The sequence below is a fragment of the Pseudomonas kurunegalensis genome (genome assembly GCF_030291635.1).
Taxonomy (GTDB): Bacteria; Pseudomonadota; Gammaproteobacteria; order Pseudomonadales; family Pseudomonadaceae; genus Aquipseudomonas; species Aquipseudomonas monteilii.
Genome location: NZ_CP127871.1, coordinates 3,268,172 through 3,287,059 on the forward strand (window position 1 = coordinate 3,268,172; position 18,888 = coordinate 3,287,059).

Below are 18,888 nucleotides of genomic sequence, written 5' to 3' on the forward strand. Positions count from 1 at the left end.
GCCGTCACGCCCCCTGCTGCGCATCCGCGTTACGTGGCAGCGAACGAAGTACGAGCACTACCAGCACGACATTGGCCAGCGCCAGTGCGCAAAGCGCGGCGAGCACGCCCATGGCACCAAAGTGCTGGAACAGATACCCACCCACCAATGGCGTCAGTGCCTGACCGATCAGTGAGGGGCGCGACATCTTGCCCATCAGCGCAACATACTGCGCCGGCGGCATCAATGCGAGCGGCAACAAGCCCCTGACGATGGCCCGCAGACCGTTGCCACTGCCATACAGCAGCAGGCCCAATGCGGTCGCTCCGGGCGCCAGCGCCACCAATGTCACGCCCACCGCGACCAGCAGCGAAGACACCAGCGCAGTCCAGATCGGGTGGCGTTTGCTGGCGAGGATCTGCAAAACGCGCGAGGCGACCTGGCTCGGCCCCAGCAATGCGCTGAGCCCGATTGCAGTAGCCAACGAATGACCCAGCCCTTGCAGCACTGCCACAAGCTGCACGGAAATGGCGGTCATGATGATCGCGCCGAGCGCGAAGATGCTGGTCAGCAGAAGGTACAAGCGCCGATCCACGATTGTCGTGATCGAGGTGGGGGCGCTTTTTGACGCTTGTTTGTGTTGCCCGGCTGGCAGCACCCACAGGTACAACGGCGCCACCGCAACAATCAACAAGATGCCGTAACCCGTGCCCGCCGCACGCCAGCCGAACTGTTCGATGGCCAAGGCCAGCAGCGGCCAGGTTACCGTGGTAGCGAAGCCTGAGATCAGCGTGATGCCGGTGATTGCCCTGCCTGCCCGCTCGGCATAGAGCGCCCCCAGGGTAGCAAACAAGGCCTCGTACAGCCCCATCGCCATGCCCGTACCGATGATTATCCAGGCAAGCATGAACACCGGCAGGCTCTGGCAGTTTGCAACGACCAACAGGCCGATACCCACTACCACGCCGCTGCCAGCAAGCTGCATGCGCCCGCCATGGCGCGCCACCAGCCGGCTGGAAAGCGGTGCCAGCAGCGCCGAGACCATCAAGCCAAGCGACAGCGCGCCATACACCCAATGGCTGTCCCAGCCCATCTCCTGTGTGATCGGCGCGGCCATCACCGCCAGCAGAAAGAACGAACCACCCCAGACCAGGATCTGCAGCATACCCAGGCAGAAAATGCCCAGAACCCCGGGAAGACGCACAGCACTGTTCACACTACAACCTTCAGATGTTGAATAACGTCCGCCATAATAGAAGCAGCTCGATTGAGCTGGTATTCATTAAGTGGCATATCAGCTATGGCCACTCGTGAATCGAACGAAGCGCAAGTGGCCGATGGCGACGACTACCGCATGGTCCGCAGGAAGCTGCCCGCCATGGGTTTCAACGATTTTGGCCTGCTATATTGCGACTCAGCCATGGAGCTACACTGAAGTCCAATGTGCCCCACCTCGACAGCTGTCAGAAATCGCCCTTCTCGATCGCGTATCCTTCAGGGGGTATCGCGGGTATTTTTGGGGGTACATTTATCATTTTTCGAACCTGAATTACCGCTCTAGAGCCCTGTCCAAATGTTTTTTGGCGACCCCGATAGTCTCTAATCAAGTTCCACAAAGGATCTTGAAGCCCTTAGATACATTGGCTCGCGTCGCGTGAACCGCAGCTTGGCGCAATCGGAATTAGCCATGGCATTTTGTGCTAGTGCCATACTCGAACTCGCACCGTAGCATCTCCTTGCCCAAACGTATTGCACCAAGCAAGGAGACAACATGGTTACTGAAACCGCATTGATTACTGGCGCCTCGGGTGGCATCGGACTGGAACTGGCACGCCTCCATGCAGCCAAGCGTGGCGATGTCGTCCTGGTAGCGCGCTCGCGTGACAAGCTGGAGTCCATCAAGCAGGAACTTCAGACTCGATACGGCGTAAAAGTGTATGTAATCGTGGAAGACTTGGCCGATCCTGGCGCAGCAGATCGGGTATTCGCTGCCACCGAAACATTGGGATTGTCCATTGACGTTCTGATCAACAACGCCGGGTTCGGTGGCCACGGGAAATTTGTCGAACGCAATATCGCTGCCGATCTCGCCATGATGCAAGTGAACATGGGCGCGCTTACCGCTCTGACCCATCATTATCTGAAGGCAATGGTCTCGCGTCGACGCGGGCGTATTCTCAACGTCTCGTCAACCGCCTCGTTCATACCAGGCCCCCTTCAGGCGGTTTACTACGCCACCAAGGCATTCGTGACATCCTTTACCCTGGCTATCGCCGAGGAAGTCAGGGAATACGGTGTAACCGCCACTGCACTGTGCCCGGGAGCGGTCGCAACAGGTTTCGTCGCTGCTGGGGATTTGCAGGGGGTGGATGTCTGGAAAAATGCCAAGACGGCACAATCCGTGGCGCAAAGCGGTTACCAGGCCATGGAACGCGGTGAACTGGTTACGTTCAATGAATGCAAGTTGCGCGTCATGCTCGACTGGATTGTTCCGCTGTTGCCTCGCAAACTGGTGCTCAGGATGTCCCGCAAGGCAATGGAAAAGACATCCTGAGAAGGCCACAGAAGCCCTACCCGTTCCCCTTGTTGACGTGCGAGCTACGGTAATGGGCTGCGAAGAGATGCCTCGATAATGAAACAAGCCAAGAATTTCGCCGTGCATGCTGGGTGGAAAGTGATCATTGCTGATTTGGGCGTAGCGACTGGGGACCTGCTGGCCTTGGCCGAACTACCCGCTGATCTATTCAGCCGCAAGGACGCCGTGCTCTCGCCACCTGAGTATTTTCGGCTTTTCGAGAGCCTTGAGCAGTTGGTCGGAGAGTCGCATCTACCACTCCGACTCGGTGGCGCCATTTCAGTAGAAGCCTTCGATCCAGCTCTTTTTGCTTGCCTGTGCAGCCCCGACTTCAACGTAGCGCTCACCCGGCTTGCCGAATACAAGCGTCTGTGTGGTCCCTTGGCGCTGGATGTGGTCTTCCACGACGCGTACACCGAGGTATTTATCGAGTGCTATGGATACGACCGTCCGCTCCCGCGCAGCCTGCTTGCGATGGAACTGGTCTTCCTTACCCACTTGGCGCGCCTCGCCACAAGGCAAACGATCACCCCGCTGGAGGCAGAGCTGGTAGCGCTGCCCGAACATCCTGGATAAGAGGTAGACTCCGAAACAAGACACAAGCGTAAATGAGAAATAATTGCGAATAAACCAGCTGCAGCGTTGCGGTATGCTAAATCGCAGGAAGGTGAGCAATGGTCAGCCCGTTGGCAACGGCACTGGCTTCAAGCTTTGCGCGCTCCGCGCCCAGAAGGGCATAGGCGGCTTGCAGCGTGGTGATCTTCGCTTGAATGTCGACCATCTTGCTGGCTACCAACATCGCGCCTTGCGCACAATCGATCGTATTACCCCGCTTGGCCGCAAGGATGTCGCCGATCTCGGCAAGTGAAAAACCGCCGCTCTGGGCACTTTGAATAAAGGCCAGATCAACAACGGTCTGGTCGCTGTAGCTGCGGTAGTTGTTGGCTTGGCGATGGGCCACGATAAGCCCGAGTTGCTCGTAATAGCGCAATGTATGGCGGCCGACTCCACTCCGGCGCTCCAACTCTCCAACATTCACAGTAAAAACCCCTTGACTGTAGAGTACCCTCTACACCTTAGCCTGCGCCGATCATTCAAACAAGGATTCAGGTATGAGCGTGGAATGCTTCGTCACAGGCGGCAGTGGGTTTGTGGGTCAACATCTGCTGGCCCGTCTTACTGCGGCAGGGCACAAGACCTGGGTGCTCATGCGCAACCCTGAAAATATCGGACGCCTCAAAGCGCAAGTCGGGCAACTGGGAGGTAACCCTGCGTATATCCATGCAGTTGGGGGAGATATCAGCAGGGATGGGCTTGGACTCAGCGAAGCAGACAGGCAATGCGTAGCTTCAGCCGCTGTGGTCTTCCACCTCGCAGCACAGTTTACCTGGGGCCTGACAATGGAGCAGGCCCGCGCAGTCAATGTACAAGGGGCGCTGAGCGTCGCCAGGCTCGCGGCGAGCCAGCGCATGCGCTTGCTGATGGTGGGCGGTTATATGCTGCAGAACCTTACCCATCTTGCAAGTATCGGGGTTGATAACGAGCACCCTGAAAACACCAATTGGCCTGCAGTCTACGGCCGTGTGGGTGGCTACGAAGGCAGCAAGCTGGAGTCCCATTTCGCCGTCATCCGTTACATGCAGGAGGTAGGCGCAGATTACGCGATCGTTCATCCTGCTACGGTGTGTGGTCACAGCGAGAGCGGGCATATCCCTGAAGGACAACCTCTGGTAGATCTCATTCGAAATCTGGCACTGGGCCGGTTCAAGGCTATCCCTGGTTCCGCCAGGCACTGGTTGCCATTGGTCAGCGTCGATTACCTGGTAAAGATGATGACCTGCGTGGCGTTCGACCCGTCAATGGCCAACCGGCAGGTGCTGGCGCTGTATGAGCACACGCCGAACCTGCAGGGTATGCTCGAGCAATTGGCACAAACGCTGAATATAAGGGCTCCCCGCCGCCACTTACCTATAGGATTGCTGAAGTGGCTATTGGCGATTCCCGGACTGGCCACCCGATTATCGATCAGCGCCGAGTCACTGAACTTCGTCCAGACGCAGCGCTTCGACATGAGTGACAGCCAGCAACTGGAACACAAGTATCAACTGGCACATCCCGATATGGCGCGAACGTTGGAAAAGACCGTGCGTTACGTCCAGGGTTACTTGCCCACTCGTCATGTTCACACTTCTGCAAATCCTGCCGGAAGATAACACACGGGTTCTGACAGAGCGCGTAATGCTGTCGAACAGCCTCTACCTGCTGATGCCGGCACGAACTGAGGGTGTCCCTGGAATTGACCATGTAAGGATTATTCCTTACAATTTCTCCCGCACGCCCAGGAGAACACTCATGCCTGCCATCCACGAAATCGCCACCCTCACCTCCAAGGGTCAGGTCACCCTACCCAAAGCCGTCCGTCAACTGCTGGGCCTGAGTACCGGTACCAAAGTCGCGTTCGACGTCCGTGGGAACGAAGTCGTGGTCAGCCGGGTGGAGGCCGATCACCGAGACCCTGCCATCGGCGCATTCCTGAATTTGCTGGAAGCTGATATCCGCAGCGGACGCAACATCACCACACTACCGGACGACCTGGCACAAGCCATGCTCGCCAACGCACACCCCCCTGTGAACCTGGACGAAGACATTGACGGTGAGGTCGCGCTTTGACGCAGCGCCATGGCTGGACACTGTTGTTCCATGAAGGTGTGACCTTACAGCTACGTAAACTGCAGGAAGCCGCCGCCCGGGCCGAGCTGAACGACCCGCAGGGATTTGAAAGCAACGCCAACGTCAAACTGTTCCGGGCCTTGAGCCATCTGATAATGGAGGCTGTGCCAGCCGACCCGGCCCGTGACGAGTTCCGCCAAGGCAATACGCTGGGAACCGCCTACCGCCATTGGCGGCGAGCGAAAATCGGCAGACGCTTTCGCCTGTTCTTTCGCTACGACTCCAGATCCAGGGTCATCGTCTATGCATGGGTCAACGACGAAAATACCTTGCGCTCCGCAGGCAGCAAATCCGACCCCTACGCCGTGTTCGAGAAGATGCTGGGCCGGGGCAACCCTCCTGATGATTGGGATGCGCTGATTGCAGCGACGCGTAGCGACTGGGGCGAGTCCAAGGTATAAGCTGCGCCCTTTATTCAACTTCACCCCACCCGCTGTTCACTCGGAAGCAAACGACGGTCGTTCCGCAAACCATGCCACCGCCAGCTCCTTGAACGCCTCGGCCGAAGGCGTCAGCGGATAGCGCTGATCATGCGCCAGTACAATGCTATGCGTTGGCAGTTTCTCCAAGGTCGGCCTGCAGACCAGCGCTTGACCATCATAACTACGGTCACCAAACGGCCGGGTATAAATCAGCGCCACGCCAAACCCATTGGCGACGAGGCTACGCTGCAACTCGAACGTGCGCACACGGTGCACAACGGCGGGTGAAAGATCGTAAAAGCTGAACAGGTCCAACACATGCTGCCAACTGTGGACCTGATCGGTAACGACCAGCGTGTGTTCGGATAGCGCCTTGAGACTGACACGCGACTCCTTGGCCAACGGGTGATCGGCCGACAGCAGTACCTGAGCAGTCAGTTCACACAACTGGGTGCATTGCGTATTCGGCGGCAAACCCAGATCGTAGGTGATTGCCAACTCTATCGCCCCTTCACCCAGCCGCTTGCCAACATAGTCGAAGCTGCCTTCGCGCATATCGACAGTGACCCTTGGGCAAGACTCCTGCATCCGCCGCACAATTTGTGGCAGGCAATAGGGCGCCAGGTCTTCAAAACATCCGACCACCAGTTCGCCGACGCACTCCCCTGCATTGGCATTGATCTCGGCAAAGGTCCGGGCCTCTGCCAGAACGCGACGGGCCTGGACCATGACGGTACGACCGAATGGGGTCAGCGATATGCCCAGGCCACGTTGGCGTACGAAAATGGATTGGCCCAACACCTCTTCCAGTTCGCTGATGGCCGCCGAGATGGAGGGCTGTGAAACATGAAGCTCCATGGCGGCGGTCGTCAGGTTACCGTGCTTGGCCGCTGCTAGCGCATAGCGAAGCTGACGCAGTGTGAACTTCATAGCTTTTTCCGTTGTGATACATCAGCACATATTATTTTATCCTTTTTTGAGGTTGTGAAATATTTCTCCTGCGCAGTGGCCACCGATCAGAAGTGCCACGCCGACGCCGATTACAAGGCTTATCAGCCCGTTTGGCGACCCTCTTGGGGCCGGATGCCCTCAACTGCCGCACTCCATTCTTGTTTGGGAGCGTCACAATGAAAATTACAAAGGCTCTGTTGACCACGACACTATCGTTCGGGCTGCTGGCGGCGGCTGACGCCAGCCAGGCGGCCGGCTGGTGCGAGTCTGGCAAACCGGTGAAATTCGCCGGTTTGAACTGGGAAAGCGGGATGCTGCTCACTGACGTGATGCAGTTCGTGCTGAAGCATGGTTATGGCTGCGATACCGATAGCCTGCCGGGTAACTCCATTTCCATGGAAAACGCACTGAGCAGCAACGATATTCAGGTATTTGCCGAAGAGTGGGTGGGGCGCAGCGAGGTGTGGAACAAGGCTGCGGCTGCCGGCAAGGTGGTTGGCGTCGGCGCGCCGGTCGTTGGTGCGGTCGAAGGCTGGTATGTGCCGCGTTATGTGATTGAGGGCGATGCCCAGCGCAAACTCGAAGCCAAGGCACCGAACCTCAAGACCATCGCCGACCTGGGGCAATACGCCCAGGTATTCAAGGACCCGGAAGAACCGGACAAGGGGCGCTTCTACAATTGCCCGGCCGGCTGGACCTGCGAGCTGGATAACAGCGCGATGCTCAAGCGCTATGGCCTGGAAAGCACCTATACCAATTTCCGCCCTGGCACCGGCCCGGCACTGGATGCTGCCGTACTGTCGAGCTACAAGCGTGGCGAGCCCATCCTGTTCTACTACTGGTCGCCGACGCCGCTGATGGGCCAGCTAGATCTGGTCAAGCTGGACGAAAAGCCGGGCGTGGATAAATCCCTGACCATCAAGGTGGGTGTATCGAAGGCCTTCCACGAGCAGGCACCGGAACTGGTGGCGGTGCTGGAAAAGGTCAACCTGCCGGTCGATCTGCTCAACCAGAACCTGGGGCGCATGACCAAGGAACGTATCGAGTCGCCGGAACTGGCCAGGTTGTTCCTCAAGGAGCACCCCGAAGTCTGGCACAGCTGGGTCAGCGAAGACGCAGCCAAAAAGGTAGACGCGGCACTCTGAGCGTGTGGCCTCCTCCGGCGCCTGCCGGATAAGACACGACAGTCCGCTTCATACACTTGCTCGAGAGAATTCCATGTTTCCCAAAAACTTCACGTTTTCCATTGCCGACTGGGTCAATGGCTGGGTCGACGCGCTTGTAACCAACTACGGTGAGGTGTTCCGGCACATCTCCGACATCCTGCTGTGGGCCATCGTCAACCTCGAAGGCCTGCTGCGCGCAACCCCCTGGTGGCTGATGCTGGCCATCGTCGCGGGTGTTGCCTGGCACGCCACCCGCAAGGTCGTGCCCACTGCCGTGATCGTCGGCTTGCTCTTTCTGGTCGGTGCGGTCGGGCTCTGGGACAAGCTGATGCAGACCCTGGCGCTGATGCTGGTGGCAACGCTGATATCGGTCCTGGTCGGCATTCCGCTGGGTATCCTGTCGGCGCGCAACGATCGCCTGCGGGCGGTGTTGATGCCGCTGCTCGACATCATGCAAACCATGCCCAGCTTTGTGTACCTGATTCCGGTGCTGATGCTGTTCGGCCTGGGCAAGGTGCCGGCGATCTTTGCCACCGTCATCTACGCCGCCCCGCCGCTGATTCGCCTTACCGACCTGGGCATTCGCCAGGTGGATGGTGAGGTCATGGAGGCGATCAACGCATTCGGTGCCAATCGCATGCAACAACTGTTCGGCGTGCAGCTGCCACTGGCGTTGCCGAGCATCATGGCCGGTATCAACCAGACCACCATGATGGCCCTGTCGATGGTGGTCATCGCATCGATGATCGGTGCCCGTGGGTTGGGTGAAGACGTCCTGGTCGGCATCCAGACCCTGAACGTGGGCCGCGGCCTTGAAGCGGGCCTGGCCATTGTGATTCTGGCGGTTGTGATCGACCGCATTACCCAGGCCTATGGCCGACCACGGCATGGGGTGGGCAAATGAGCGCCAAGCAAGCGATGAACAAGATCGAAGTCAAAAACGTCTTCAAGATATTCGGTGCCCGCGCCGAAGATGCCCTGAAACTGATCCGCCAGAAAAAAACCAAAGAACAGGTCCTGGCCGAAACCGGCTGCGTGGTCGGGGTCAACGATCTGTCGTTGTCCATCGGCAGCGGTGAAATCTTCGTGATCATGGGGCTGTCGGGCTCGGGCAAGTCGACCCTGGTGCGTCACTTCAACCGCCTGATCGACCCGACCAGCGGTGAGATCCTGGTCGATGGCGAAGACATTCTGCAATACGACCTGCAAGCCCTGCGCGACTTCCGCCGGCACAAGATCAGCATGGTGTTCCAGAGCTTCGGCCTGTTGCCGCACCGCACTGTGCTGGACAACGTCGCTTACGGGCTGAAAGTCCGTGGCGAGAGCAAGTCGTTATGCACCGAGCGTGCCCTGCACTGGATCAACACCGTGGGCCTGAAGGGTTACGAAAAATCGTACCCACACCAGTTATCAGGCGGCATGCGTCAGCGCGTCGGCCTGGCCCGTGCGTTGGCCGCCGACACCGACATCATCCTGATGGACGAAGCCTTCAGTGCCCTCGACCCGCTCATTCGCGCCGAGATGCAAGACCAGTTGCTGGAACTGCAAAAGACCCTGCACAAGACCATCGTCTTCATCACGCACGACCTGGACGAAGCGGTGCGTATCGGCAACCGGATTGCCATTCTCAAGGACGGTCGCCTGATCCAGGTCGGCACGCCGAAAGAAATCCTCTACCAGCCTGCGGACGAATACGTAGACCGTTTCGTGCAGCGCCGTGTAGCTTCGCTCTAAGGAACCGCGTGTATGTCACATGCCGAAAAAATCATCATCGCCGACGCGCCAGTTCGGTGGCAGGACGTGGTGGCAGTGGCCCGACACGGGGCGAAGCTTGAACTGGCCCCATCGGCCTGGGCGCGGATCGAGAACGCCCAGGCAATTGTCCGGCGCATCGTGTCCAGCGGTGAACGCGCCTATGGCGTCAACACCGGGCTTGGCGCCTTGTGCAATGTCTCGTTGCAGGACGAACAACTCAGCCAGCTGTCGCACAACACTTTGCTCAGCCATGCCTGTGGCGTGGGCACAGCGCTGTCAGACGAACAAACCCGCGCGATCATGTGCGCGGCGATCATCAATTTCAGCCAGGGCCGTTCCGGCCTTCAGCGCAAGGTGGTCGAGGCGCTGCTGACCTTGCTTAACCAGCACATCACCCCGCAGGTTCCGAAACAGGGGTCTGTGGGGTATCTGACCCACATGGCACACATCAGCATCAGCTTGCTGGGCGTCGGCCAGGTCAGTTATCGCGGCCAGATCGTGCCGGCCCGGCAAGCCTTGGCCGAGGTCGGCCTGGCGCCGATCAAACTGGGCGCCAAGGATGGCCTGTGCCTGGTCAACGGTACCCCTTGCATGACGGGCCTGAGCTGCCTGTCTCTGGACGACGCCACGCGCCTGAGCCAATGGGCGGACGTTATCGGCGCCATGAGCTTCGAGGCCCTGCGGGGCCAACTCGATGCCTTCGACCCCGAAATCATCGCGATGAAACCGCACCCCGGCATGCAGCGCGTAGGCACTAACTTGCGTCGCCTGCTCGACGGCAGCGAAATAATTGCCAATAGCCATGGCATTCGCACCCAGGACGCCTTGAGCATTCGCTCGATTCCGCAGGTTCATGGCGCCGCGCGCGATCAGCTGGATCACGCTGCGCGGCAGATCGAAACCGAACTCAACTCAACGACCGACAACCCGATGTTGCTCGGTACACCCGAGTCGTATCGGGTGGTGTCCCAGGCGAATCCCCACGGTCAGTCGGTGGCCATGGCGGCCGACTTGCTGGCCATCGCGGTGGCCGAAATCGGGGCGATTGCCGAGCGCCGACTCGATCGCCTGATCAACCCGTTGGTCAGCGGCTTGCCGGCTTTCCTGGTCAGCCAGCCGGGTGTGAACTCGGGCATGATGATTGTTCAGTACGTGGCGGCTTCACTGTGTGCAGAAAACCGTCAGCTCGCACTACCGGCAGTCGTCGACAACTACGTCACCTCTGGCCTGCAGGAGGATCACCTGAGCATGGGCACCAACGCCGGGTTGAAGCTGCACCGCGCCCTGGAGAACTGTACGCAGATCCTTGCCATCGAATACCTGTTGGCGGCCCAGGCATTCGAGTTCCTCAAGGAGCAGCGCTTTGGCGCAGGTACCCAGGTAGCCTGGCGGTTGTTGCGCGAACGGGTGCCGGCCTATGCCCAGGACCGTTGGCTGGCGCCGGACATCGCCAGCAGTGCATCGATCCTGAAGGATCCCGGCCTGCCAGGCGCTGCCTTCCCTTGGCTGCTATGACGCGTGCTGAACGGCGCCGTGCCGATGGATTGTGCGCTTGGCGAACAGCGCCAGGGTGTTCACACTACAGCGCTTGATGCTGCCCCAAGGGATTACTCATGCTCTACATCGTCATGCTCGGCGGTCGCCACCCTCGAGCCCGTATCGAAGTCCACGATGTTGTCTTCGCCCAGGCCGACACCCTGGAACAGCTCCATCCCCAGTTGCGCGAAGCCTGGTTCGGCAGCGCACAAGGCCTGCACATCGACTCCTGGCTGGAAGTCAGCGGGGTCGATGGCTACCGTGTCGAACTGAGCCAAGTAGCCCCCGGCCCCGGCGCCATGCGCTTGTTTTTCCTGAACCTGGGCGGTTATGAACGGCAGGTATTTGGCGAAGCGCACCGGTACCTGCTGGTGGCGGCTACCGACAAGGCCGAGGCCAAGTGCCTGGGCAAGCAACGCATGGCGCAAGATTGGCTCAAGCCACACACCGACGCCGTGCTGGATGTCGACGATTGCCTGCCGGTCGACCTGGTGGCAGGACGCTATGTGCATCTGGTCAAGGGCGAGCATGCAGATATCCGCCAGTTCAGCGATTACATTCTGCTCTGAAGCCCATGAGCCGAGGTCCGTCCCAGCCCCGGCTTTTTTGACGGCCCGCGCTATACCGTGAAATCAATACGCTAACTTGCGCTACGTTGACAGCTGTCCGAAAGGCAGTGCTTCAGCTCAGGCGCAAGCGGCGAATTGAACAGCGGGCTATTGCAGATGCTTGCGCAGGAAAGGCACGGCCTGCGCCATGGCCAGTGCGACAGGTTCGGGCTTGTCGTACAGGTCGTAGTGCGACCAACCTTCGGCCACGCAGATCTGCTTGTCCGTGGAGGCCGCCCGGCCGTAGATTTCCCAGCCATCGCGGTACGCGCCGAAAGCGCCCGGTTTGTCACCGATGACCACCAGCAGCGGCTGGGTCAACAGCGACTCGGCATTGAGGAAGGCATCCCAACCGAACGCCGCGCTGTTGAACGAGAACAGCCCGCTGGTCGCGCCGTTAGGCTGTTGACCGCGCGAGGTCTTGTAGTAGTCGGTCGCTTCGAGCACGTCGATATCGGTGATACCCGCCTTACGCCCCTCCTCGACCGAGGCAGGCAGGTAGTTGATCACATTGCGCGCGCCACCCTGGGCTTCGGCGGTGCGCTGGGCGGCCATGGCCTGCAGTGCCGCGACCGGCTGGAAGTTGCTGAAGCCTTCGCGTATCAGGCGGCCGAAGTTGACCCCGGTGATCGACACCAGCGCTTTGATACGGTGGTCGGTGATGGCTGCATGAACCGTGTAGGCACCGCCGCCGCAAATGCCGATGGCGCCGATGCGCGCCGGGTCGACGTAGGGCAGCGTCACCAGGTAGTCGATGGCGTAGCGGATATCGGACACACGGATCGACGGGTCCTCCATGAAGCGTGGCTCACCGCCGCTGGCGCCCTGGAAGCTGGCATCGAAGGCGATCACCACGAAGCCCTCCCTGGCCAGGCCCGCGCCGTAGACATTGCCCGAGGTCTGTTCTTTGCAACTACCGATTGGGTGGGTGCTGACGATGGCCGGATACTGTTTGGCCGAGTCGAAGCCTGGTGGCAGGTACAGGTCTGCTGCGGTCTCCCAACCCAGGTTCTGGTAACGGACGTGCTTGATGCTGAAATCGCTCATGTGATACTCCAGAGTGGCCGAATTGACTGGCGCGAGTTGCTTACGCTCAGAGGTTTGCCTGGAAGAACGGCGCCAGATGCCGCAGGGCCTTATGCACGCCCGGGCCATCGTACAGGTCCATGTGCGCGAGGCCGTCCAGTACCACCAGTTCTTTTTTACCCCGTGCCTTGTCGTGCAATTCCTGGCTGTGCCACAGCGAACCGGCTTCGCTGCCGGCGATAACCAGCGTGGGTTGAGTCAGCAACTGCTCGACCAGGTCGAAGGCATCGAAAGCGACCCAGGCGCCCAGACCGTTCATCAGCATCTTATTTTGCGCATCGGGATGCTGGGCGCGAGGCGTCAGGTAGTAGTCGGCGGCTTCCTGCAGGTCACGGGGCGCGCTGGTGTCACCCAGTTGCGGTACATAAGGGGCGTAGACAGGCTCGGCACCGGCCGCTTCGGCCGTTCGCTGCCCGGCCAGAGCATCGAGCACTGGCAGCAAGTCGTTGATCGAACCCTTGCCTTCCCAGCCTTTACGGGTGGCGGTGCCCACATTGACCGCGCTGGCAGTGGCCAGCGCCTTGATGCGGCGGTCGACCGAGGCCGCCTTGGCCGCAAAACCACCACCGGCGCAGATTCCCAGCACGCCGATGCGCTGGGCGTCGACAAAGCCAAGGGTGGTCAGGTAATCAACCGCGCTGTACACATCGGCCACACGGTTCATCGGCTCATCGAGGAAGTGCGGCTCACCGCCGCTGGCGCCCTGGTAGGACGCATCGAAGGCCAGGGTGACGAAACCCTGCTCGGCCAGCAACCGGGCGTAGGTGCCCGCAGTCTGCTCCTTCACGCCGCCACCTGGGTGAACGGTGACGATCGCAGGGTACTGCCTGCTTTCATCGAACCCAGTCGGCAGGTAAAGGTGGCCGGCCATCACGATGTTGCGGTTGCTGAACTGGACGTCTTGCATGATGTTGTCTCCGGGTGGGCAGCGCGCCGGGCAAGGGGCGCGGGTGCTGGATTGCGCAGGGCGGGATCGTGCGCGGGTTGGCTGATGCAAGCGCCCTTCGTTGGAGGCAAGTATAGAAAGCAGAGGGGCCTGCGTTATTGCCTGATTCGATGCCTTGTTTGCACATTTCAAGGAAAGTGCGCAGTCATCGGGCAGTCTAAAGGCCAGCCAGGCCTCAGGTTTTATCTAGCCTTGAGCGCAAGGATGCCGAGTACATGCCCCGAGTGCGGCCATGACCAGATTGCCTATTACGAAGTGCCCAGGCCTGCATGGCGCATGCGCCGCACATCGCGCTGCGGCGGTGCGCCAAAGGCCCTGCTGTACTCGCGGCTGAACTGCGAGGCGCTTTCGTAGCCCACCCTTCCAGCCGCCTGGCCTGCGTCCAGGTGCTGGCTGAACATCAATTGCCTGGCCTCCTGCAAGCGCAGTTGCTTGTGAAACTGCAACGGGCTCACCCCGGTCAGCTCGCGGAAATGCTGGCGGAAGGTCGATGGGCTCATGTGGACCCGCTCGGCCAGGTCGTCGATCCGCATCGGCTCGGCCAGGTGCTGCTTCAGCCAGGCGACCACCTTGGCGATCTGCTGCATGGGCGAACCTGCGGCGACCAGGTGGCGCAGGGCGACACCGTGCTGGCCGACCAGCAGCCTGACGATGATTTCCTGTTGTACCAGCGGGGCGAGATGATCGAGCAAGGCAGGCTCGTCCAACAGCCCGAGCAAGCGCTCCAGCGCACGCACCACGCTGCTGTCGAGGTCGGCGATGATGATGGCCTGGTGAGTGCCTGCCTTCGGTGGCGGTGGCAATTGAAGATCTTCGACCGTGCGCATGACCTGGCTGGGGTCGAGGGTCAGCATCAGCCCCAGAAATGGCTTGGCGGGTGACGCCAGCGCGACATGGGAAATCACAGGCTGGTCGATGCTGGTCAACATGCCCTGCCCCGCCTGGTAATGCAGCACGGCGTGCTGCTGCATGACCTGCTTGCTGCCCTGCGCCACTACACCCAGGCCCAGGCCGTAGATGCAGGGCATCGGCTCGGTGGGTGAGGCCCGCCGATGCAGGCTCAGGGAAGGCAGCCGGGTAATCAGGTCCCCTGTGCTGGGGACGTGTCGGGCGATCAAGGCGCTCAGGCATGACTCGACGGGGTCGTGGGTGGGCTCGAGGTGGGTCATAGGTTTCTCCATCGGCACTGCCGTACGCTCTGGGCAATGATGAATGTTTTTCCACGGATCAACCACTTTGTCGACTGTGCCAACCCACGACTACTCACCTTAGTAACAAGTCTTTTCCAGTACTTTCACGCCAGAACAAGAGAGGTACAACTCACGGAAGAATTGTGGCTTAGGTCGCACAATAAGTATTGTGTTAACTAGTCCTACGTATTCCAGCGAATTTTCCTACAGCTCATCAGGAGCCACTAACCACTTCAACTAACTTTTACAAACAACCAGATCACAGGATCTAACGCACTCCGAATTCATACACCAAAGCCTAGAGCCTGCGCCCCGCGCAACCATGATTAGATAATCGATCAACAATCACCCCCGAGACTAATACTCAAAACCTCACCGCACCCTCTTAAAATAAAGGCTTGACATAAAAGTTAGAGCTTGGCCATATTCAGCATCACTGACCAACAGACCACTCAATTCTTTTGATTGTGATCTTCACTTGAACAGCAGGTCAGTTTCTTCGCGATGAATCCCTATAGATGCCTGGCAGTGCTCGGCACACACGTAAGAAATAAACGCATGAGTCGATAAGTTGATTACCACTCGCAGCCGGTAACATTGAGGAACGCCTATGCGAAAGCAGTATGATCCAGCCTGGGTTGAAAGCACGGCTCAGGCCAAATGGCTTCGCGATGAAGTCTTCAAGGCTGTCGAAGACGAAAGTCGGCCGAAATTCTATGCCTGTTCCATGCTGCCCTACCCGTCCGGGAAACTGCATATGGGCCATGTGCGCAACTATACGATCAATGACATGTTGGCCCGCCACTTGCGAATGAAGGGCTACAACGTCCTGATGCCAATGGGGTGGGATGCATTCGGCCTGCCGGCGGAAAATGCCGCCATGCAGTCGGGCGTGCCTCCGGCCGAATGGACACGGATTAACATCGCCGACATGAAATCGCAAATGCAACCGCTCGGCCTGGCGTTCGACTGGTCACGGGAAATCGCCACCTGCGACCCTCAATACTACAAGTGGAACCAGTGGTTCTTCCTGAAACTGCTGGAAAAGGGTGTGGCTTACAAGAAAACCCAGATCGTCAACTGGGACCCCATCGACCACACCGTACTAGCCAACGAACAAGTGGTGGATGGACGGGGCTGGCGATCGGGGGCGCTCGTTGAGAAGCGCGAGATTCCCGGCTACTACCTGCGCATTACCCAGTATGGCGAAGAACTGCTGTCGGCCATCGATACGCTCGAAGGCTGGCCGGACATGGTTCGTAGCATGCAGCGCAACTGGATTGGCAAGGCCAGTGGCGTGCGCCTGGCCTTCCCCCACGCAATCGAAGACACCAACGGGCAGTTGATCGAAGCGGGCAAGCTGTGGGTTTTCACCACACGCGTCGATACGCTAATGGGTGCGACGTTCTGCGCAGTTCCCCCAGATCACGCCTTGGCCAAACGCGCTATCGAGCTCAATCCTATGCTCGAACTGCAGGTGCAAGCGTGCCGGCAGTCGGCACAGGTCACCCCTGCAGCCGGCGAGCAGGCGAAACTCGGTATACCAAGCGGCTTGCACGTCGAGCACCCATTGACCGGTGAACCGGTTGCCGTCTGGATCACTAATTATGTACTCGGTGAGTATGGCGAAGGCGCCTTAATGGGTGTACCAGCTCACGATGAGCGCGATTTCGAATTTGCCCGCCAGTATGGCTTGCCCGTGCGCCCCGTCATTGCTCTCGAAGAGGCCACCCATGATCCTGCCGCATGGTCGGATCGCTACGCCAGTCGGGAAGGTCGACTGATTAACTCGGGCGCCTACGATGGCCTCACGGTGGACCAGGCTTCCCTGGCGATCGTCGATGCCCTGGCAGAGCGCGGATGCGGCGAGCAAGCCACCACTTGGCGCTTGCGTGACTGGGGCATCTCCCGGCAGCGCTACTGGGGAACACCGATTCCAATCATTCATTGCGAACACTGTGGCGATGTTCCGGTGCCTTACGCGGACCTGCCGGTGGTATTGCCGACTGACTGCATTCCCGACGGCAGTGGCAATCCGCTGCAGCAGCATGATGCTTTCCGCCGCGTCGCCTGCCCGCGTTGCGCCGCACCCGCGCTTCGGGAAACGGACACCATGGATACCTTCGTCGACTCGAGTTGGTACTTCATGCGCTACTGTGACCCAGACTGCCACACCTCAATGGTCGGGCCAGGCAATCGATACTGGATGCCCATCGACCAGTACATCGGCGGCATCGAGCATGCGGTGCTGCACCTGCTCTATGCCAGGTTCTGGACCAAGGCGATGCGCGACGAAGGATTGGTGGACTTCAGTGAACCTTTCAAAAACCTGTTCACCCAGGGCATGCTGCTAAGGGAGAGTTACTACCGCAAGGCCGAAGACGGCAGCCGGCGCTGGTTCTACCCCTCCGAGGTATCGGTTCACTACGATGAAAAAGGTCGCCCGGTCAGCGCCACGGCGATTGAGGACGGCTTGCCCGTGAGCCTGGGCGGCGTAGAGAAGATGTCAAAGTCAAAGAACAACGTAGTCGAGCCCAAGGACATCATAAAACGCTTTGGTGCGGACACCGCACGCCTGTTCACCATCTTCGCAGGGCCTCCAGACCAGAGCACGATCTGGAGCGACAGCGGTGTCGAAGGGGCTTATCGCTTCCTGCGCCGTCTCTGGAACTTTGCCGTTGACGAGCAAGCTCGCTGGAGCGAGGGTGACGACCTGGTGCCGGATGCTTTACAGGCCCGCCGTGTGCGCTTTGAGACCCATGGCTTGCTACGACAGATCAATAACGATTATGAGCGCCTGCAGTACAACACCGTCGTCTCAGGCGCGATGAAGATGTTCAAAGTGCTCGAAGGAGCTCGCGGCGCTGGCCGCCAGGTCTGCCGGGAAACGATGTCCATTCTTCTGCAGGTGCTACATCCGATAACGCCGCATATTTCCCAAGTACTCTGGGAAGCACTGGCACTCCCGGGCGCGATTTATGAGAGTGCCTGGCCGATCCCGGACAGCGGAGCCTTGAAACAGGATGAGGTGAAGATGATGGTTCAGGTCAATGGCAAACTGCGTGGAGAGATTCTCGTTCAGCCCGACGCCGACCATGACACGATACGTGGCCAAGTGCTCAGCGATGCGATATTGAGCAAGTATCTGGAAGGCGCTGGAAGAATGATCGTGGTACCTAACCGATTGGTGAACTTCATCGTCTGACCTTGCGGGCAGCTCCTGAAAGCCATGAAACCGGCATATTTCGATAATGCCGGCTTTTTCGTTCAGTTTCAGCGCACGCTTGGAATTCGCATCTTTACCTGTGCAAAAACTTGTACAACAAATTATATTTGTACAGTATTTTGTTTTCCGGTGTCACACGCATGGCAAGCAGAAGCGCGGCGCTCAGCCTGTACACCTTGGCCATTCTGACCGCAATGGCGCTGCCCGCAAGCGCAGACTGGCGGCAATCGCTGTCATCGGCACACATGGCCGGTAGCGGCGAGTTCAGCTGGTTTGGCCTGCGTCTGTATACCGCCCGGCTTTGGCACAGTGGTTCCGCGTGGAACTGGAACGAGCCGTTCGCCCTCGAGTTGATTTATCACCGGTCGCTGTCCAGAGACACATTGGTACAGGCCAGCATGGATGAAATGCAACGCCTGGCTGATCGCCCACTGCCGGCAGAGACCCTGAATCGTTGGTCCCAGGCTATGCGCCAAGCCTTTGTGGATGTACGCCCGGGCATGCGCATCAGTGGCCTTTACCTGCCTGGAAAAGGCTGCCGCTTCTACGTCGATGGCCAACTTGTCCAGGAAGTGAACGACCCCGCCTTTGCCCGTGCCTTCTTTGCCATCTGGCTCGACCCGCGGGCCCGCGATCCACAGCTGCGCCAGCAACTGCTTGGGCTGACCGAAACGGGTCGAGGAGATTGAGCCCCGCAGGAGCTACATATCCACCAAGG

The 18,888-nt window shown here is 59.4% G+C and carries 19 protein-coding genes; 13 read left to right on the forward strand and 6 right to left on the reverse strand.

The genetic code is table 11. The features are described from left to right. Positions 1-4: 4 nt before the first annotated feature. On the reverse strand, positions 5-1,144 hold the full coding sequence (locus QQ992_RS14655; RefSeq protein ID WP_286113948.1) for an MFS transporter: 1,140 nt from the start codon (positions 1,142-1,144) through the stop codon (positions 5-7). 135 nt (positions 1,145-1,279) lie between these two features. Here QQ992_RS14655 and QQ992_RS14660 point away from each other — a divergent pair, with 135 nt between their 5' ends. The 3 genes from QQ992_RS14660 to QQ992_RS14670 all read left to right on the forward strand — a co-directional run bounded on the left by QQ992_RS14660 (position 1,280) and on the right by QQ992_RS14670 (position 3,130). Further along, positions 1,280-1,414: a hypothetical protein gene (locus tag QQ992_RS14660; RefSeq protein WP_286110048.1), complete on the forward strand. Its 135-nt coding sequence runs from the start codon at positions 1,280-1,282 to the stop codon at positions 1,412-1,414. Positions 1,415-1,750: 336 nt separating this feature from the next. Next, entirely contained in the window at positions 1,751-2,533 is a 783-nt protein-coding gene (locus QQ992_RS14665) for an SDR family NAD(P)-dependent oxidoreductase (protein ID WP_286110049.1), read from the forward strand. 78 nt (positions 2,534-2,611) lie between these two features. Further along, positions 2,612-3,130 (forward strand): AraC family transcriptional regulator ligand-binding domain-containing protein, encoded by a 519-nt coding sequence (locus QQ992_RS14670; protein ID WP_286110050.1) that lies wholly within the window; start codon positions 2,612-2,614, stop codon positions 3,128-3,130. 76 nt (positions 3,131-3,206) lie between these two features. On the opposite strand, the gene QQ992_RS14675 is transcribed toward QQ992_RS14670, so the two are convergent. Then, the gene (locus QQ992_RS14675; RefSeq protein ID WP_286110051.1) at positions 3,207-3,593 is read right to left on the reverse strand and encodes a MerR family transcriptional regulator; all 387 of its coding nucleotides are present in this window, start codon (positions 3,591-3,593) and stop codon (positions 3,207-3,209) included. A 73-nt stretch (positions 3,594-3,666) separates the two neighbouring features. Here QQ992_RS14675 and QQ992_RS14680 point away from each other — a divergent pair, with 73 nt between their 5' ends. The 3 genes from QQ992_RS14680 to QQ992_RS14690 all read left to right on the forward strand — a co-directional run bounded on the left by QQ992_RS14680 (position 3,667) and on the right by QQ992_RS14690 (position 5,685). Next, positions 3,667-4,767: an SDR family oxidoreductase gene (locus QQ992_RS14680; RefSeq protein ID WP_286110052.1), complete on the forward strand. Its 1,101-nt coding sequence runs from the start codon at positions 3,667-3,669 to the stop codon at positions 4,765-4,767. A gap of 139 nt (positions 4,768-4,906) precedes the next feature. After that, positions 4,907-5,224 carry a type II toxin-antitoxin system PrlF family antitoxin gene (locus QQ992_RS14685; protein WP_286110053.1) on the forward strand — a complete coding sequence of 106 codons (318 nt, stop codon included), beginning with the start codon at positions 4,907-4,909 and terminating at the stop codon, positions 5,222-5,224. Beyond that, positions 5,221-5,685 (forward strand): type II toxin-antitoxin system YhaV family toxin, encoded by a 465-nt coding sequence (locus QQ992_RS14690; protein ID WP_286110054.1) that lies wholly within the window; start codon positions 5,221-5,223, stop codon positions 5,683-5,685. Before QQ992_RS14685 ends, QQ992_RS14690 begins: the two co-directional genes overlap by 4 nt. Before the next feature lie 36 nt (positions 5,686-5,721). Here the strand turns inward: QQ992_RS14690 and QQ992_RS14695 are convergent, their stop codons facing one another. Further along, the gene (locus QQ992_RS14695; RefSeq protein WP_286110055.1) at positions 5,722-6,636 is read right to left on the reverse strand and encodes a LysR family transcriptional regulator; all 915 of its coding nucleotides are present in this window, start codon (positions 6,634-6,636) and stop codon (positions 5,722-5,724) included. A 197-nt stretch (positions 6,637-6,833) separates the two neighbouring features. On the opposite strand from QQ992_RS14695, the gene QQ992_RS14700 reads away from it, so the two are divergent. The 5 genes from QQ992_RS14700 (at position 6,834) to QQ992_RS14720 (ending at position 11,683) form a co-directional block, all read left to right on the forward strand. Continuing rightward, the gene (locus QQ992_RS14700) at positions 6,834-7,802 is read left to right on the forward strand and encodes an ABC transporter substrate-binding protein (protein WP_286110056.1); all 969 of its coding nucleotides are present in this window, start codon (positions 6,834-6,836) and stop codon (positions 7,800-7,802) included. A gap of 73 nt (positions 7,803-7,875) precedes the next feature. Next, entirely contained in the window at positions 7,876-8,727 is an 852-nt protein-coding gene (locus tag QQ992_RS14705) for an ABC transporter permease (protein WP_286110057.1), read from the forward strand. Continuing rightward, positions 8,724-9,557, forward strand: a complete 834-nt coding sequence (locus tag QQ992_RS14710; RefSeq protein WP_286110058.1) for a quaternary amine ABC transporter ATP-binding protein — start codon at positions 8,724-8,726, stop codon at positions 9,555-9,557. The genes QQ992_RS14705 and QQ992_RS14710 overlap by 4 nt, the downstream gene beginning before the upstream one ends. Before the next feature lie 12 nt (positions 9,558-9,569). Beyond that, the gene (hutH, locus tag QQ992_RS14715; protein ID WP_286110059.1) at positions 9,570-11,093 is read left to right on the forward strand and encodes a histidine ammonia-lyase; all 1,524 of its coding nucleotides are present in this window, start codon (positions 9,570-9,572) and stop codon (positions 11,091-11,093) included. 98 nt (positions 11,094-11,191) lie between these two features. After that, on the forward strand, positions 11,192-11,683 hold the full coding sequence (locus QQ992_RS14720) for a DUF1543 domain-containing protein (protein ID WP_286110060.1): 492 nt from the start codon (positions 11,192-11,194) through the stop codon (positions 11,681-11,683). Positions 11,684-11,830: 147 nt separating this feature from the next. Here QQ992_RS14720 and QQ992_RS14725 read toward each other — a convergent pair whose 3' ends face one another. The 3 genes from QQ992_RS14725 to QQ992_RS14735 all read right to left on the reverse strand — a co-directional run bounded on the left by QQ992_RS14725 (position 11,831) and on the right by QQ992_RS14735 (position 14,923). Further along, complete coding sequence (locus QQ992_RS14725) at positions 11,831-12,769, reverse strand: alpha/beta hydrolase (RefSeq protein WP_286110061.1); 939 nt, start codon at positions 12,767-12,769, stop codon at positions 11,831-11,833. Between the two features lie 46 nt (positions 12,770-12,815). After that, positions 12,816-13,715, reverse strand: a complete 900-nt coding sequence (locus QQ992_RS14730; RefSeq protein ID WP_286110062.1) for an alpha/beta hydrolase — start codon at positions 13,713-13,715, stop codon at positions 12,816-12,818. A gap of 287 nt (positions 13,716-14,002) precedes the next feature. Continuing rightward, positions 14,003-14,923, reverse strand: coding sequence for an AraC family transcriptional regulator (locus QQ992_RS14735; protein ID WP_286110063.1), 921 nt, complete (start codon positions 14,921-14,923; stop codon positions 14,003-14,005). A 631-nt stretch (positions 14,924-15,554) separates the two neighbouring features. Here QQ992_RS14735 and leuS point away from each other — a divergent pair. Next, positions 15,555-18,149 (forward strand): leucine--tRNA ligase, encoded by a 2,595-nt coding sequence (gene leuS / locus QQ992_RS14740; RefSeq protein ID WP_286110064.1) that lies wholly within the window; start codon positions 15,555-15,557, stop codon positions 18,147-18,149. A gap of 161 nt (positions 18,150-18,310) precedes the next feature. Then, positions 18,311-18,859 (forward strand): chalcone isomerase family protein, encoded by a 549-nt coding sequence (locus QQ992_RS14745; protein ID WP_286110065.1) that lies wholly within the window; start codon positions 18,311-18,313, stop codon positions 18,857-18,859. Positions 18,860-18,888: the final 29 nt, after the last annotated feature.